This is a genomic window from Bacillus sp. FSL K6-0042 (assembly GCF_038006685.1).
Lineage (GTDB): Bacteria > Bacillota > Bacilli > Bacillales > Bacillaceae_G > Bacillus_A > Bacillus_A pseudomycoides.
Map to the genome: position 1 here is coordinate 1,333,589 of NZ_JBBOVS010000001.1, position 15,002 is coordinate 1,348,590.

The window sequence follows — 15,002 nt, forward strand, 5'->3', positions numbered from 1 at the left end:
TTTGTGTTCAAATAAAAAAATCAACTAAAACATCTAAATGTATTGAAATAGATAGTAAGAATAAATACAATAATTGCATCATGCTAAGAAACTAAAGGGGAAAACTACTATGAATAAAAATATAACAAAAGATGAACATATCCCTTCTCAAAGTACAACCGTTCAATCTGCTCATCTAGCTTTAAGTGGTGAAACAAAGGGACTAAAAAAATTATTACCTTTTCTAGGACCTGCATTCATCGCATCTGTTGCTTATATTGATCCAGGGAACTTCGCTACAAATATTGCAGCTGGATCACAATATGGTTATTTACTACTTTGGGTAATTCTCGCTTCCAATTTAATGGCCGTTTTAATTCAGTCTCTATCAGCGAAACTCGGGATTGCTACTGGTAAAAACCTTCCAGAAGTTGCTCGCGAACATTTCCCAAAACCCGTTTCAATTGGTTTATGGATACAGGGTGAACTCGTTATTATGGCTACTGATTTAGCCGAGTTTATCGGTGCTGCTTTAGGATTATATTTGCTATTTGGCATTCCAATGTTACCTGCTGCTTTAATCACAGCAATCGGATCATTCATTATTCTTGAATTTCAGCGCAGAGGCTTCCGCCCATTAGAAGCTGTTATTACAGGGATGGTCTTTATTGTTGTTGTTGCATTTGGTGTACAAATGTTTTATGCGAAACCAGAGCTAAGTCCCCTTCTTTCGGGACTATTTATTCCTAAATTTCAGGGTATAGATAGTATTTTACTTGCAGCTGGGATTTTAGGTGCAACAGTAATGCCACATGCAATTTATCTACATTCTGCCTTAACGCAGCGCCGCGTAGTTGGGACAACAGATGAACAGCGCAAAAAGATTTTTCGCTTTGAATTCATTGATATCATTATTGCAATGGTGATTGCTGGAGCAATTAACGCAAGTATGCTAATCGTAGCAGCTGCCTTGTTCTTCAAAAACGGATTACATGTTGAAGATTTAGACGTTGCTTTTAATGAATTTAGCAACTTAGTTGGACCTGTATCAGCCAGCCTTTTCGGAATTGGATTGTTGGCTGCTGGTTTATCTAGTTCTTCCGTCGGTACAATGTCTGGTGATATTATTATGCAAGGATTTATCCGCATGCATATTCCTTTATATGTAAGACGCTTTATTACAATGATCCCGCCCCTTGTTATTATCGCTTTAGGTGTGAATCCAACTTACGCTCTTGTTATGAGTCAAGTTATACTATCATTTGGAATCGCATTTGCATTAGTACCTCTTATTATGTTTACAAGTAGCAAAAAGATTATGGGTGTACTAGTGAATCATCGCATTACAAACGCAATTGCCTGGTTAATTGCCGGGCTCATTATTGCTTTAAACATTTTCTTACTGTATCAAACATTTACTGGTTAATAAAAATTCCCCTCTGCTTGAAATGCAGAGGGGAATTTTTATTAGAAAGGTGAAATAACATCTCCTACCGGTACCTCATTTCCATTCTCCATACGAACGCCACCTTTTGGCATAGCTGGCCCATCAATATCCCGAAAATATAATGGCAAGCCTTCCGAAAGAAACATGCTCGTATTGGATGGATTTTGCCGCTGATGATGAATATGCAAATGTGGCTCACTGGAACTTCCTGAATTTCCAACTTGGGCAAGGCTTTCTCCTTTTGTTACATGTTGTCCCTCCTTCACTCGTACCGATCCTTTCTTCAAATGCGCAAGAATAAGATATGTTCCTGTTTCATCTAAGCGTAAGTATATGTGATTGCCAGTCATAGAATCAAAGTCATCAGTTCCCGGTTTCAAGTCAGGTTCATCATTATTGATGGATACAACCATTCCAGAAGCCGGAGTGATTACCTCTGCTCCATATATACCGTAGTCTTCTAGCTTTGAGCTTTTTATCCCAGCCGGAGGAACAAGAAGATCATATGCCCAGCGTTCAAAGGGTACCATGACGTGAGGATAGTTTGTTTCGATTCGATCTCCTCCCCATCCGACTAACGCGGCTTGATTCAACGGAAGACGAACCATTGCTTTCGGGGTTGCCGAATGAACATCTGCTGGATAAGCAATTTGCCCTATCCCGGCAAACCAACATGCTGGCCAAGCTCCAACTATGGATAAAACAAAAATAAAAATAATTGTTTTATCTAAACAATTTCTAGAAAATAAATTTCGTGCAATTAAAATAACTGAAATGGTTAGGATAATGATAGAAAAAACACTAAAAACTTGTACTCCCCACCAAGCGAAGATTGATACAACACCCCTAGCAAAATAAATTGATCCCCAACTTATAAACAAAACGATAAATAAAATTGTAAGTATTATTTTCTTCCACATGCTGTATCCTCCGTTTCTATATCTTCATTCGTTATGATACAAAACAAATTTTAAGACCTATGAAAGAAATACTTACGACTTTCTTACAATTCTTCTTTATATTCTGGTAAGAGGATCGTGAATGTTGTTTCTTCATTGCTACTACATACCGTTATATCCCCTTCATGAAGCTGAGCAATACTTTTAGCAATAGCCAGCCCCATTCCTTTTCCACCAGTATGAGCATTCCTTGATTTTTCTCCACGGTAAAATTTTTCAAATATATATGGAAGATCTTCTTTTGAGATACATTGTCCATAGTTTTTAATTTTTATTTCGACATTCGGTTTTTTCTGTAGAATTTGAATGATAATTTTCTTTCCTGATTTCCCATACGAAATACTATTACTGATCACATTTTGTATTAACCTTACTATTACATGTATATCCGCTTCAATTTGCAAATTTTGTTTACACTCAATCTCAAAGTGCAGCTTTGCCTCATCTAATTGTGGTACAAAATCAATCATGATTTGTTCTATTAATGCTTTAACTCCTATTATCTCTTTATGTAACTGAATTTCCTTGTAGTTTATATGACAATATTCTAGTAAATCATCTATTTGATTCTTTAACTCATCACTTTTTCGCTTTAATACTGCTACATATTGATTGCATTCCTCTACATTTGAATGAAGCTTACTTTCTACTAAATCAACATAACCTATTAAAGATGTTACAGGTGTTCGTAAATCATGGGAGATATTATGAATCATTTCATTTTTCATTTCTTGTGATCGTTTTTCTTTCTCAATCGATTCCTTTAAACTTTCAGCCATCCCATTAATATTCGTTGCTAATTCTCCAATCTCATCACTTTTCAAAACAGGTATATGTACTTCTAAATTGCCTTTGCTTATTTGTTTCACACTATGATTGATTTGTTCTATTCGTTTTACTGTACTCTTTGACAATAATAAGAAAAAGAGTGAGGTTAAAATGAGAAAAATAACAAAATAGATAAAGGAATATTTTTCTTCGTACCTAGCAACATCTGCATATATACTTCCAACCAAACTTTGAAATAGTATAATGCATATGGTAGCGAATAAAATGCTACATATAAAAGCAAGAAAAAATTTCATCCTAATCCCTTGCAATAATTTAATCTTCAATTTTGTATCCGACTCCCCAAACATTTTGTATAATTTTTGATTCCTTTGGATTTTCTTCTATCTTATTTCTTAATCTTGCAATATGAACCATGACAGTATTATTACTTTCATAGGAAGTTTCTCCCCACACACTTTCAAATATTTCTTCTAATGTGAATACTCGATTTCGATGTTTTGCCATCAGATGCAATATATCATATTCCGTTTTTGTAAGATTGATTAACTTTCCATATATTGTTACCTTTCTAGATAGTTGATCTATTTCTAATCCTCTAATTTGAATTTTCTGTTCATGTAGTTGACTTGGAATTTGGTTGAAATATGTATACCTTCTTAATTGTGCTTTCACCCGTGCCACGAGCTCAATCATACTAAATGGTTTTACAATGTAATCATCTGCTCCTGTACTTAATCCAATGACTTTGTCTATATCCGACGATTTTGCACTTAGGAAAATAACTGGGATGTTATACTTTTCCCTAGTTTTTCTACATACTTCAACTCCATCCATTCCGGGCATCATAATATCAAGAATGACCAACTGAATGTCATTCGTATCTAATATATACAATGCCTCTTCTCCATTATAAGCTCTTAAGACTTTAAACCCTTCTTGTTTCAACTGCACCTCAATGAATTGAACAATATCTGCGTCATCATCTACGATTAATATAGATTGTTGTTTCATAGTCCATCCTCTTCAATGTTATTTGAAATATATTCCACACACCTATATTAACATGTGATAAAAGAGAATCATCATTTCTTTTTAATTAGATTTCCAAATTATCCTTATAATTATTTTCAGCACACTTTTAATCTTGTTTTACTTACAATCAAAATAAAAATGCACGTCAGCATACAATAGAGCCACTTATATAAAGATCGATTAAAAAACATTTTGATGCATTTTATTATTACTCTAAGTCATTGTTAAAAATTTGATATTTTCTAATTTCAATACAAACTAATGAATATCTAGTTTTATAGGAGTGAGAGAATGTTCCCTATATTAGAAACAGAACGGCTAATTTTGAGAGAACTTACAGAATCCGATGCACAAAGTATATTAAATTGTTTTTCTAATACAGATGTATTACGTTACTATGGTCAAAACCCATTAAGAAATATAGAACAGGTAAAACAAATCATTAGAAATTTTGCAGAAAGTTATAATGAAAAACGTGGTATTAAATGGGGAATTGAGTTAAAAGGTAAGAAAGGTACTAGTATTATTGGAACAATTGGTTTTCACGATTGGTCTTCAGAACATAGAAGAGCCGAAATAAGTTATGCACTTTTCCCTGAGCAATGGGGAAATGGCTATGCTACTGAAGCAGTTTCTACAGTTATATCATATGGTTTTAATACTCTTAATTTAACACGTATCGGAGCAGTTGTTTTTCTTGAAAATGAATCATCAAATCACTTGTTAACAAAACTAGGATGTGAATGACCCCTCCTTAACACTCTTATCGATTACTTGTTGCTTTTGCATATCAGAACGTGTATACAATTGTTTGTTTTCCTTATATTTTCTTTGTTTATCTAAAAGAGCAGAGTTATAAATTTGACGACAATATTGTAGCCAACGATCTAACGTTTCTTTTTGTTCTTTAGTTGGGAAAATCTCGTATTTTTGGCTTAGCAACATTGTCATCCCCTCCCCCTTTTTTCGATATAGTTTTTCAGATTCCTAACACAAAACAGAATATACGTTCCCTTTTCTCCTAGTATACACAAAGTTACATAAAAAGGAAATAGAAACTTCGTGCTATGCACGACCAACGTTCATCTCCTCCCTATCACCTGGGCTATGCCCTACACGTGCTTGAGGAAGGGGACTTCTGTTGGAGTACTGTTAAAAAAGAGGGAATTCTGAAAAATTATATGTATCAAAATGATGTTCCACATGATACAAATGTTTATTCTTTACTGAAATCTATTTAATAGAAGGCATACACAATTCCTTTCATTAACAATATAATTTTCAAACTTAAATGCAAACTCTCCTTTGAAAAGCTTTTTCTAGATTTGTTTTAAAATAATTCTAAAATCCATAAAAAAAGAGCTAATGCCTCCATATCAAGCAATTCGCTCTTTTTTTATAGATTATTATTTTTTGCTTATAAACGCATGTTTATACGTATATCCCCCACCAAATTGATGCTTTTCAATGCCTTTTACATATTCCTTCTGTATATATGCCGAACCAGTATGATAAAGCGGGGCGATTGCAGCATCTTCCAATACTATTTGCTCCGCCTCTTGTAAGGCTTTCCATCTTTTCTGTTGGTCTAGTACAATATCATATTTTGCTTTCTTTATAAGGTCATCATAATAAGAATTCGAGTACCCCATCTTATTATTCGGATTATCTGTCGTAAATAATTCTAAGTAACTTATCGGGTCTTTATAATCTGGCCCCCATACTACCATAGATATATCATATTGTCCTGTTTGTTCTAGCTGTAATTTTTGCTTAAATGGTTGCTGTTTAATCTGCACTGTTAAACCTTGTAAATGCTTTTCTAAATCCCCTTTTATATATTCAGCTATACGTTTCGCATTATCTTGTTCAAATGTCAAGAACTCTACTGTGACACTTTCTATACCAAGTTCTTTTTTCGCATCTTCCCAAAGTTTTTTTGCTTTTTGCAAATCATAACCAGCAATATTTCCATTTTCCTTTCGAAAATCTTTTCCATTTGTTTCATTCGTATATCCTATTGGTATAAGACCTTGTGCAGGAACTGCGCCATTATTCATAAAATGACTTACAAATCCTTCTTTATTCAGTGCTAAAGAAATAGATTGACGAAATTTTTTATTTGCCAGAAAAGAATTTGCTTCATTAAAACGAAGCATCGCTATTGCGGACTCGCTTGCCATATGTAATTCTTTATTATCTTTATATCGATCTACAAACATAGAATTTATAGGAACTCGATCAAGACTACCAGATTCATATAAATTTACAGCTGTCATTGTATCTTTTACAATATGAAAGTTTATTTCATCTAGCTTCACTTTCCCCTTATCCCAATATGTATCATTTTTCTTTAATTGAAATTCTTGTTCATGCTTCCATTTTTCTAACACAAACGCTCCATTGTATATAAGATTATCTGGTTCTAATCCATAACGATCTCCTTGTTCTTTCACAAATGATTCATGCTGTGGTAAATAAATAGGCAACGCTAATAATTGCAATAAATAAGGGACAGGCTGCTCTAACTGTACTTCTAGCGTATAATCATCTAATGCCTTTACTCCTAGTCGATCAGTAGCTAATGTACCTTTATTAATTTCTTGTGCGTTTTTTATATAAAATAGCATGTATGCATATTGAGATGCTGTTCCAGGACTCAATGTCCGTTTCCACGAAAAAGTAAAATCATGTGCTGTTACCGATTCCCCATTTGACCATTTTGCATCTTTACGCAAATGGAATGTATATCTTTTCCCATCCTCACTTTTCTCAAATGACTTCGCCACACCAGGTACGGGCTTGTCTTGATTATCTAGCACATACAACCCTTCAAATATATTTTGCATCACATGTGATGATGTACCATCCATCACTTTCGCTGTATCAAGAGAAGGAATTTCTTCTGATACTGTTACATTTAACACTTGTTTTTGAGTCTCTTTATTAACTTTATTCGCTGTACTACTACAAGCCGATAAAATCAAAGATGTGACAAGTGTAATTACTAGTAAGCGGCTCTTTTTCTGCTTCATGAATTTTTCTCCTTAAATTCAAATAATATTATAAAACGTTATACATTATAACAGAAGGACCAGTATAAAGTCGTGATATTCTATTGAATATTTATTGTTTCACATAAAATTCACAGAAAAAACGCTTCCCTCTTGTATTTTATTAAAAAGGGGAGCGTTCGTTATCAATTCCTCTATTTCAACTACATCTTCAATCCTCGTTTATAACAACTTGCCTCAAAAATAATTCGCTCTTCATCTAATGTTTTACATTCACCATTCCACACAATATGTTTCCCATTAATTACAACATCAGATACATCTTTTCCACTTGCTGCATACACAAGGTGTGACAACACTTCTTCTGCTGGCTGTAGATGCGGCTTATTGGATGGATCAATTGTAATAAAGTCAGCACACTTTCCTACTTCAATGGAACCTGTTTGTTTCATCCCAATGACTTCTGCCGCTCCTTTTGTTGCGAGTGAAAGAGCTGTTTCAACTGGTAATGCAGTCGCATCTTTATGAATACCCTTTTGCAATAAAGTTGCAACTCGAAGCTCCTCAAACATATCTAAATTATTGTTAGATGCAACGCTATCTGTTGCAATACCAACTTTGATTCCCGCTTCTAACATTCCTTTAACATTCGCTATACCAGACCCTAATTTTAAATTGCTATTTGGATTGTGTGCTACACGAACGTCATGTTCCGCTAAGAATGCGCGCTCATCTTCATTTAACATAACGCCATGTGCAATAACTGTCGGTCTCTTAAATACACCACAGCTTGCTGCATATTCTACGGGACGTTTGCCATATTGCGCTTCAATATCGCGTACTTCACGCTCTGTTTCTGAAAGATGGATGTGAACCATCGTATGGTTTTCCACCGCGATTCTCGCACACTCTTCTAACATTTCAGTAGAGCATGCATATGGACTATGAGGAGCGACCATCGTTGTTAACATGCCGTTTTCACTGTAATATCGTTTTACATATTTTTCAGCATCTTGAATTGCTTTCTTTTCATCCTCTTTCGTTCCAAAGCTAAATAAAGTTCTTGAAACAGCCGCACGCATTCCACTATTACGAACCGTTTCCATAATCGCGTCCTGATCTACACCAATTGGATTAAACATATCAGAAAATGTTGTCGTCCCACTCTTCACCATTTCTAATAAACCAAGTTCTGTACTAGCAACCGCAAGCTCTGGCGTAAATTGACTTTCAAGTGGCCAAATTCTCGTTTCAAGCCAAGGCTGTAATAACATATCATCGCCAATTCCGCGTAAAAGACTCATCACAACATGCGTATGTGTATTCACAAGACCTGGAAATACCCATTTCCCTTTAAGATTTACTACTTCATCTACTTGATTTCCATTAGAGAATTCACCATTTCTCACTTCTATAATTTTACCATCTTCTACAAGAATATATCCGTTTTGTAACACTTCATTCTGTTCATTTAAAGTTACAATCGTAGCGCTTACATAAGCTGTTTTCAAAAGTATTTCCCCTCTCAACTCTATGAAGTACGTTCCCTTTGATAAGTTACCACCATTATAGTAACTTATTAAACATTAAGAGTCAAAAGATATTTCACTTCAGACAAATTCTATTGCATAAAGATATGCATTTTCTGTTTTAAAGTATAATATTGCCTATCATTTGTGTCTGCAAATGCTTCTTCTCTATTAGAAGGAATATCCATATAAGCTATCTCTTCAAAAAATTGTGTTGCTGTAAAATCATATCGCTTTCCATTTATAACATTGTAAAAGTGCCAACCTTCGCCAACTTGCGTCTTTTTTATTTCCCCTCCAAACAAATCATGTATAACAAGTGCTGTTACACCACATTGCCCTTTTGCCGGATTTTCTATCGTCCACTTTGAACTTGTTTCAAGTGACCAAGATTTCATTAAAATCTTGTAGATTTGTGCGATTTCAAAACCGTCCATTTCAGCATCTCCTATGTATACTCATTTTTATACATCATATTGCAAAAGTGGCAGAACACGATCTTTAAAAACTGTTGAAGGTGTCTCTCCAATCAATTTTGCACCCATTTTCATGTAGTAGCCTTTCGCATTTGGATCACTATCAATTGTAAAACTCTTAATTTCTAATTCAACCGCTTTTTCTACGACACTTTGCCATAGAATGTTACCATAACCCTTTCCCTTATAATTTGGATGTAAATATAAAAAATCGAGAACATCTTCTTCTTTTCGTTGAAATGAAAAAAAACCAATTTTCACTCCTTCATTTTCTAAAATATATACGTAGTGATTTTTAATATACTCTTCCGTAATCGTTAAATCTTCCTTACATGCTAGTATAAATTCTTCGCTATAATCCCAAGTTGCCTTTGATGTTAGTGCTATATGACTTAGTTCATTTGCCTCGTTTAATAATGCTTTCCTCACTACCATTTCTCCCTCTCCCTTTCCTTTAAATTACAAAAAGAACCCTTACTGATACTTTATCATAGTAAGAGTTCTCTCATCATTTTAATCTACCTTCGCTCCATAACACCTCGCCACAGCAACCGCCTGCGTTATATCCAATCTTACATTCTGTAAATCAAATGCTCTAAAGTCAATTCTATCCACTACAGCTCCTCTTAAATCTGCACCTATAAGCTTGGCTTTTCCTAATTGTGCACCTGTTAAATCAACATCACGTAAATCAGCTTTTTCTAAATTACACTCACAAAGATCCGCTTCAACTAAGCGAATACCCTTTAATTTTTGTTTACTTAAATTCGCAAATCTTAAATTTGTATATGACCAATCACCAAATACAATCGTTATTCCATCTAAATTCGCCTCTTCAAAATCAGAACCCGTCATTTTACATTCCTCAAACTTAGAAACAAATAAATTTGCTCCAGAAAATTTACAATTTGCAAACGTACTTCCCTGGTGAATTGAAGCATTAAAAAGAGCACCTGTGAAGTCACATTCTATGAAATTACAATTTTCCGTTACAATTTCTGATGCATCTACACCTCTAAAACGACACTTTATAAATGTACAATTTTTTAATTCCTCTTCTTTTATAGCAACATCGCGAAAATCTATTTCTATATACTCTTTATTTACAAATTCACTCATACTTTCCCTCCAAATTCCCAAAAAGAAACCTCACTACAACAAAAGTGAGGTTTCTTTTTATATAATATGTTCATCTAACCAAGAAATCAAATCTTGAAATACTTCATCCCTATTTACTTCATGGAACATTTCGTGCCTTCCATTTTCATATAGACGAAGTGTTACATCTTTCACACCGCAATTTTTATACATATCGTATACTTCTTTTACGCCTTTCCCCATATCTCCCACTGGATCACGATCTCCGGAAAAAATATGTATCGGGAGGTCTTTAGGTGTTTTTTTATATTCCTCTAGTTTATTCACTTCAAGCACACCGTTAAATAATTCACGATAAAAACTTGTTGAACAAATAAAACCACATAATGGATCTTCTATGTATCTATCAACTTGATTTGTATCTGAAGAAAGCCAATCAAACTTTGTACGATTCGGTTTAAAGTTCGAATTAAAATTTCCAAATGATAAAAAGTTCAACATTGGGCTTTTTGTTTTTGCACCACGAAGCTTCATTTCAACTGTTGCCACTCTATGACCTACTACACCTAAAAACCCAGGATTTCCACCTGTCCCAGAAATAAGGAATCCATCATATAGTTCACCACGAAGTTGTACAGCACGTCTAGATAAGAAAGAACCCATACTATGCCCTAATAAAAAAAGTGGACAAGTATGTTCATTACGAATAAGTTCCGATACAAAGATTATGTCAGTAACAGCTTGATCCCAGCCAATATTCGGTTCAAAATGGCCGTAATCCTCTTCTTGTTTTGCTGTTTTTCCATGTCCCCGGTGATCATGAGCATACACACCATAACCAGCTTTCAACAAAGCATCAATGCATTCTGTATAGACACCAGCATGTTCCGTCATACCATGTGCAATCTGTACAATTCCACGAAGTCCACTTTCCGGCAGCCACTTACGTAAATAAATTTCCGATCCATCCAATACCGTAACAAAGCTTTCCTGTATGTTCATTTTGACGGCCTCCAAATCTATATAATCTATTGCAGAACAATAGCAATCTATATCCTAAAAAAATGAATCACTATTCATTCTTCTTACTATGTATTATATGCAATTGTTTTCGTTATGACAAACACTGTATTTTCTAAACGAATCCTCAAATTATTTTATCTTGACGAACAATAAATATAATTATATAGTTACTTACGTAAAGTAATCATTATATTTTTAGGAGGTAGCAATTATGATACCATCATTATTTTTAGCACACGGCTCACCAATGCTTGCTATTCAAGATACAGATTATACACGTTTTCTAAAAACACTTGGAGAAACATATAAACCAAAAGCAATTGTTATTTTTACAGCACACTGGGAAACTGAAGTATTAACCATCTCATCTTCAGATAATGAATATGAAACCATTTATGATTTCGGCGGATTCCCTCCCGAAACGGATATATCTCCGTAAACTTTTATGTACATATTCTTCAAATATCATCCAAACCTTTAATTTTCAAACATATCACGCATTAAAGGTTCACTGTACATAAATAGGACGCTCACGATAAAATGTGTACATGTTGATTTGAAATAAAGTCGTACCGGTTTGAAGAAAGTTTAACCGTTTTAGAGGAAGATTTTTCAAGAAAACATTGTTGTTGCAAGGTTTATAAAAACTTTTGATCGAACTTTCTTATAAAATTTGTATACGGGGTAGCACCACATGCCCATCAAGCTAAGATTATATAAATTTAATTTTACGTGAGATTTTTCTTTTTCCTAAAGATCCAGTGTAAGCCCTTTAAAGATTTGCACACCAAATAAACCCTATTGGGTTTATTTGGTATGCAGATTTTGAGACAGCTGATATAAATTCTTTAGAAAAAAGAAAAAATCTAGTTGAACGGAGTTTCACTTAGTCTTAGCTTGATGGGTATGGGGTCCCACCCACATTTTAACGAAAACATACGCTAAGCAAATTTCGACTGTGAAGAGCAGCTGAGGAAGCTACACGAAAAAAGGAAACAGACAACTATAGCTAAGGTTGAGGAAGCTATAAAACGTCTAACCAAGAGCTCTAAAGCAATTAACTTCAATAGTGTGGCAGAAGAAGCCGGAGTGAGTAAAGCCACACTGTATAACCATACAGAGCTCAAAGAACGCCTCAATTTCTTGCGAAATCAACAAGAAAAAGCATTTGTGGACTCTAGGATTAAACAGGACGAGAACAATCAAAATGCCGTCATCGTTTCTCTTAAAAGAAGAATTGAAAAGTTAGAGAAAAAGAATAAAGAGCTTGAAGAAGAAAATAAGCAATTGCGTGAAAAAGAAAATAAAAAGTTTACTAATTACTTCATGAAGTTATAAAATTAGGACCGTACATATTAGACATATCTAAAATGTACGGTCCTTTTGTTTACTAGTGGTTCACTTATCTAACCTAAAGATAAGTATGTGGTCCTTTTACAATTTGAATTTCTTTTTAAGCTTCTTATATTTTCTATATGAACGTCTAACAATGTTTAACATGAAATACGGTATTTTAACAGGGAAAGGCAATTTATAAATGAAAGGCAAGTAAAATGTAAAATATGCCTTTTCTAGGTCTCTCCACTTACTATCTTCTTTTGTTTTTAAGAAATCAGATACATCGACTACATATCCCCTTCCGTTTTCCATCATCACATTTTTCCCGTGAACATCACAAGGAGTTAATCCTTGTTCCCTTGCATACTCTAAAGCTTCATTGATATCAAGGATTACCTGCTTAGGAATTTTAATCCCCTTATGAATAGCATCGTATAAGGTAATTTCTTTTAAACGTTTCAATACTATGAAATTTTCTCCTTTATATATAAGCTTCGAATAAGAAGGATGATTTCCGATTCTTCGGTATACTTCTGACTCTTTTTCAATTCCTTCTCCTTCTCGCGCGTAAACTTTCACTACCCAATCTTTGTATTCTTTGTGCATAAATACTGCGGCATAATTACCTGTCCCTAAACACTTCCAAAGTCTAGGAATATCTTTAACTACTACAGGCTCGAATTCATCCTCACTTCTTATGCTTACCTCTTTTAATAATTCGTCCTTTATCAATCCCACAAAACTATTTATACTCATAATTCGTCCTTTATCAATCCCACAAAACTATTTATACTCATCATTTCCACTCCGGTTTTGCTAAAAGGGGGCCCACCCACATTTTAACGAATGTTGGTGCTACCTCAATTACTATCTTAACAAATTAAAATTTTGTCTCTCTATTCTTTCATTCTTTCCTCATACTGTTTAGCAAGCTTATAAAAAGAAGAACGTTTGATGCCATACTTTTTCATGGTTCCTACTGCTGTAATTGAACCAGATTTCCATTCCTTGTAAGCATCCGTAAATTCTTCTGTTATTTCAACAGGCGGACGTCCTAAACGTCTACCTTGTTTTCTGGCAAGAGCAATTCCTTCAGCTTGACGTTGTTTAATATCAATTCGCTCTTTTTCTGCAAAGGCAGATAATATTGTCAGTGTTGCTTTTTGAATTGCGCTCTGAATAACATCATTTGTACTTTCTCCAGTGTAATTGACGTTAATGTATGGTTCCTTTATAAATTGTAAATTTACTTTATGTTTTTCGTAATATCTAAATTCTTCTAATGTATCATTCATATTTCTTCCAAGTCTTGTCAAGGAATCAAACACAATGGTATCTCCTGTACGAACAAGACGTTTTAGCATTTTATAATTCTCTCGCTCCATATTTTTTCCAGATTCTTTATCTATGAAAATATCCCGTTCTTCTATCCCTAAATTCTTCACATTCTGAATTTGCCGTTCTTCGTTTTGATCTTTACTCGAAACTCGCACATATCCAAATTTTTTATGTTTCATATGCTACACCTCATTGATAATTATAGCAATTATGTCTGTAAAGGTATATAAAATAAACGGATGTCTGTAAAATAAGAAACGGATATTTATAGACGTGGTTTTTTATAGTTTCCTATATATCTGTAAAGGTATACTTTTATAGACGCACCAAGGGTTCTCCACATCTTTGAATACGTGGTAATAAAAAGTGGCTCAAAAGGTGTACCTTTCGGAACAAAAAAAGAACCCTAATCATTAGGATTCTGTACAGGAAACAACAAATATATAGAAGTAAGATAAAGAGAATTACTTATTATTATATCGCATATATGTATAATGTAATATTGAGAAAATGTTAAGAAATGGTCAAATCATTCTCATATGTATTATGTAGTAATAGTTGAAACGGCTTGTTTGTAAACAAGTTGCTGTTTACCATGAACCATCATAAGAATCGTAAATTTGTCCATTGCAAGAATCTGCCCAGTTATCCGAACCCCACTCTTTAAAAATACAGTGACTGGCTTTTTTTTCTTTAAATAATTCATACGTTTTTTCTTGTAGACCATTCAAATGAATCCCTCCTTTTTATAATCGTATCATACTGAAATTTAAATACTGGTTTATACACGTATTTCTCAATATAGCCATTCAAAAGGAATCTCCTAGTATTATGGATTTGTTTTTTATTACAAGAAAGCTCATTTTTTCGTTTTAGGGTAATTCTGAATTCTTAAGTTGATGGGCATGGGTCACCATATCAAAAAAAGAAAATTGTACGTTTAGACACATTTTAGACGCAAAACAACCGATTCCTTG

General features: G+C 34.0%; 15 protein-coding genes and 2 pseudogenes. 4 read left to right on the forward strand and 13 right to left on the reverse strand.

The window, feature by feature from the left end; translation table 11 throughout:
• The first annotated feature begins 109 nt into the window (after window positions 1-109).
• The gene (locus MHH45_RS06995) at window positions 110-1,405 is read left to right on the forward strand and encodes an Nramp family divalent metal transporter (RefSeq protein WP_016114427.1); all 1,296 of its coding nucleotides are present in this window, start codon (window positions 110-112) and stop codon (window positions 1,403-1,405) included.
• A gap of 41 nt (window positions 1,406-1,446) precedes the next feature.
• Here MHH45_RS06995 and MHH45_RS07000 read toward each other — a convergent pair whose 3' ends face one another.
• From MHH45_RS07000 to MHH45_RS07010, 3 genes are all read right to left on the reverse strand, one after another.
• Window positions 1,447-2,346 (reverse strand): M23 family metallopeptidase, encoded by a 900-nt coding sequence (locus MHH45_RS07000; protein WP_016114426.1) that lies wholly within the window; start codon window positions 2,344-2,346, stop codon window positions 1,447-1,449.
• A gap of 83 nt (window positions 2,347-2,429) precedes the next feature.
• The gene (locus tag MHH45_RS07005) at window positions 2,430-3,524 is read right to left on the reverse strand and encodes a HAMP domain-containing sensor histidine kinase (RefSeq protein WP_033671115.1); all 1,095 of its coding nucleotides are present in this window, start codon (window positions 3,522-3,524) and stop codon (window positions 2,430-2,432) included.
• Window positions 3,490-4,188: a response regulator transcription factor gene (locus MHH45_RS07010; protein ID WP_016114424.1), complete on the reverse strand. Its 699-nt coding sequence runs from the start codon at window positions 4,186-4,188 to the stop codon at window positions 3,490-3,492. Before MHH45_RS07010 ends, MHH45_RS07005 begins: the two co-directional genes overlap by 35 nt.
• Before the next feature lie 312 nt (window positions 4,189-4,500).
• Between MHH45_RS07010 and MHH45_RS07015 the strand changes: the two genes are divergently transcribed.
• Window positions 4,501-4,956 carry a GNAT family N-acetyltransferase gene (locus MHH45_RS07015; protein WP_088094434.1) on the forward strand — a complete coding sequence of 152 codons (456 nt, stop codon included), beginning with the start codon at window positions 4,501-4,503 and terminating at the stop codon, window positions 4,954-4,956.
• Here the strand turns inward: MHH45_RS07015 and MHH45_RS07020 are convergent.
• From MHH45_RS07020 to MHH45_RS07055, 7 genes are all read right to left on the reverse strand, one after another.
• The gene (locus tag MHH45_RS07020; RefSeq protein ID WP_077295453.1) at window positions 4,942-5,160 is read right to left on the reverse strand and encodes a helix-turn-helix domain-containing protein; all 219 of its coding nucleotides are present in this window, start codon (window positions 5,158-5,160) and stop codon (window positions 4,942-4,944) included. The two genes, MHH45_RS07015 and MHH45_RS07020, sit on opposite strands and share 15 nt — an antisense overlap.
• Window positions 5,161-5,615: 455 nt before the next feature.
• On the reverse strand, window positions 5,616-7,244 hold the full coding sequence (locus tag MHH45_RS07030; RefSeq protein ID WP_016114421.1) for a peptide ABC transporter substrate-binding protein: 1,629 nt from the start codon (window positions 7,242-7,244) through the stop codon (window positions 5,616-5,618).
• A 182-nt stretch (window positions 7,245-7,426) separates the two neighbouring features.
• Window positions 7,427-8,752 (reverse strand): bifunctional S-methyl-5'-thioadenosine deaminase/S-adenosylhomocysteine deaminase, encoded by a 1,326-nt coding sequence (locus MHH45_RS07035; protein WP_170927960.1) that lies wholly within the window; start codon window positions 8,750-8,752, stop codon window positions 7,427-7,429.
• Between the two features lie 92 nt (window positions 8,753-8,844).
• Complete coding sequence (locus MHH45_RS07040) at window positions 8,845-9,189, reverse strand: YunG family protein (RefSeq protein ID WP_016114419.1); 345 nt, start codon at window positions 9,187-9,189, stop codon at window positions 8,845-8,847.
• A gap of 27 nt (window positions 9,190-9,216) precedes the next feature.
• Window positions 9,217-9,663: a GNAT family N-acetyltransferase gene (locus tag MHH45_RS07045; protein WP_016114418.1), complete on the reverse strand. Its 447-nt coding sequence runs from the start codon at window positions 9,661-9,663 to the stop codon at window positions 9,217-9,219.
• Between the two features lie 78 nt (window positions 9,664-9,741).
• Window positions 9,742-10,347, reverse strand: a complete 606-nt coding sequence (locus MHH45_RS07050) for a pentapeptide repeat-containing protein (protein WP_016114417.1) — start codon at window positions 10,345-10,347, stop codon at window positions 9,742-9,744.
• 57 nt (window positions 10,348-10,404) lie between these two features.
• Window positions 10,405-11,328, reverse strand: coding sequence for an alpha/beta fold hydrolase (locus MHH45_RS07055; RefSeq protein ID WP_016114416.1), 924 nt, complete (start codon window positions 11,326-11,328; stop codon window positions 10,405-10,407).
• Between the two features lie 232 nt (window positions 11,329-11,560).
• Here MHH45_RS07055 and MHH45_RS07060 point away from each other — a divergent pair.
• Both MHH45_RS07060 and MHH45_RS07065 read left to right on the forward strand, forming a co-directional pair.
• Window positions 11,561-11,770 (forward strand): annotated as a pseudogene (locus tag MHH45_RS07060) (dioxygenase); the annotation flags it as partial.
• Window positions 11,771-12,318: 548 nt separating this feature from the next.
• Entirely contained in the window at window positions 12,319-12,687 is a 369-nt protein-coding gene (locus MHH45_RS07065; RefSeq protein ID WP_033671114.1) for a DUF6262 family protein, read from the forward strand.
• Between the two features lie 96 nt (window positions 12,688-12,783).
• On the opposite strand, the gene MHH45_RS07070 is transcribed toward MHH45_RS07065, so the two are convergent.
• The 3 genes and pseudogenes from MHH45_RS07070 to hfq all read right to left on the reverse strand — a co-directional run bounded on the left by MHH45_RS07070 (window position 12,784) and on the right by hfq (window position 14,756).
• Window positions 12,784-13,443 carry a serine/threonine protein kinase gene (locus MHH45_RS07070; protein ID WP_141497420.1) on the reverse strand — a complete coding sequence of 220 codons (660 nt, stop codon included), beginning with the start codon at window positions 13,441-13,443 and terminating at the stop codon, window positions 12,784-12,786.
• Between the two features lie 140 nt (window positions 13,444-13,583).
• Window positions 13,584-14,204, reverse strand: a complete 621-nt coding sequence (locus MHH45_RS07075) for a recombinase family protein (RefSeq protein WP_340862176.1) — start codon at window positions 14,202-14,204, stop codon at window positions 13,584-13,586.
• Between the two features lie 365 nt (window positions 14,205-14,569).
• Window positions 14,570-14,756, reverse strand: a pseudogene (gene hfq / locus MHH45_RS07080) (RNA chaperone Hfq).
• Window positions 14,757-15,002: the final 246 nt, after the last annotated feature.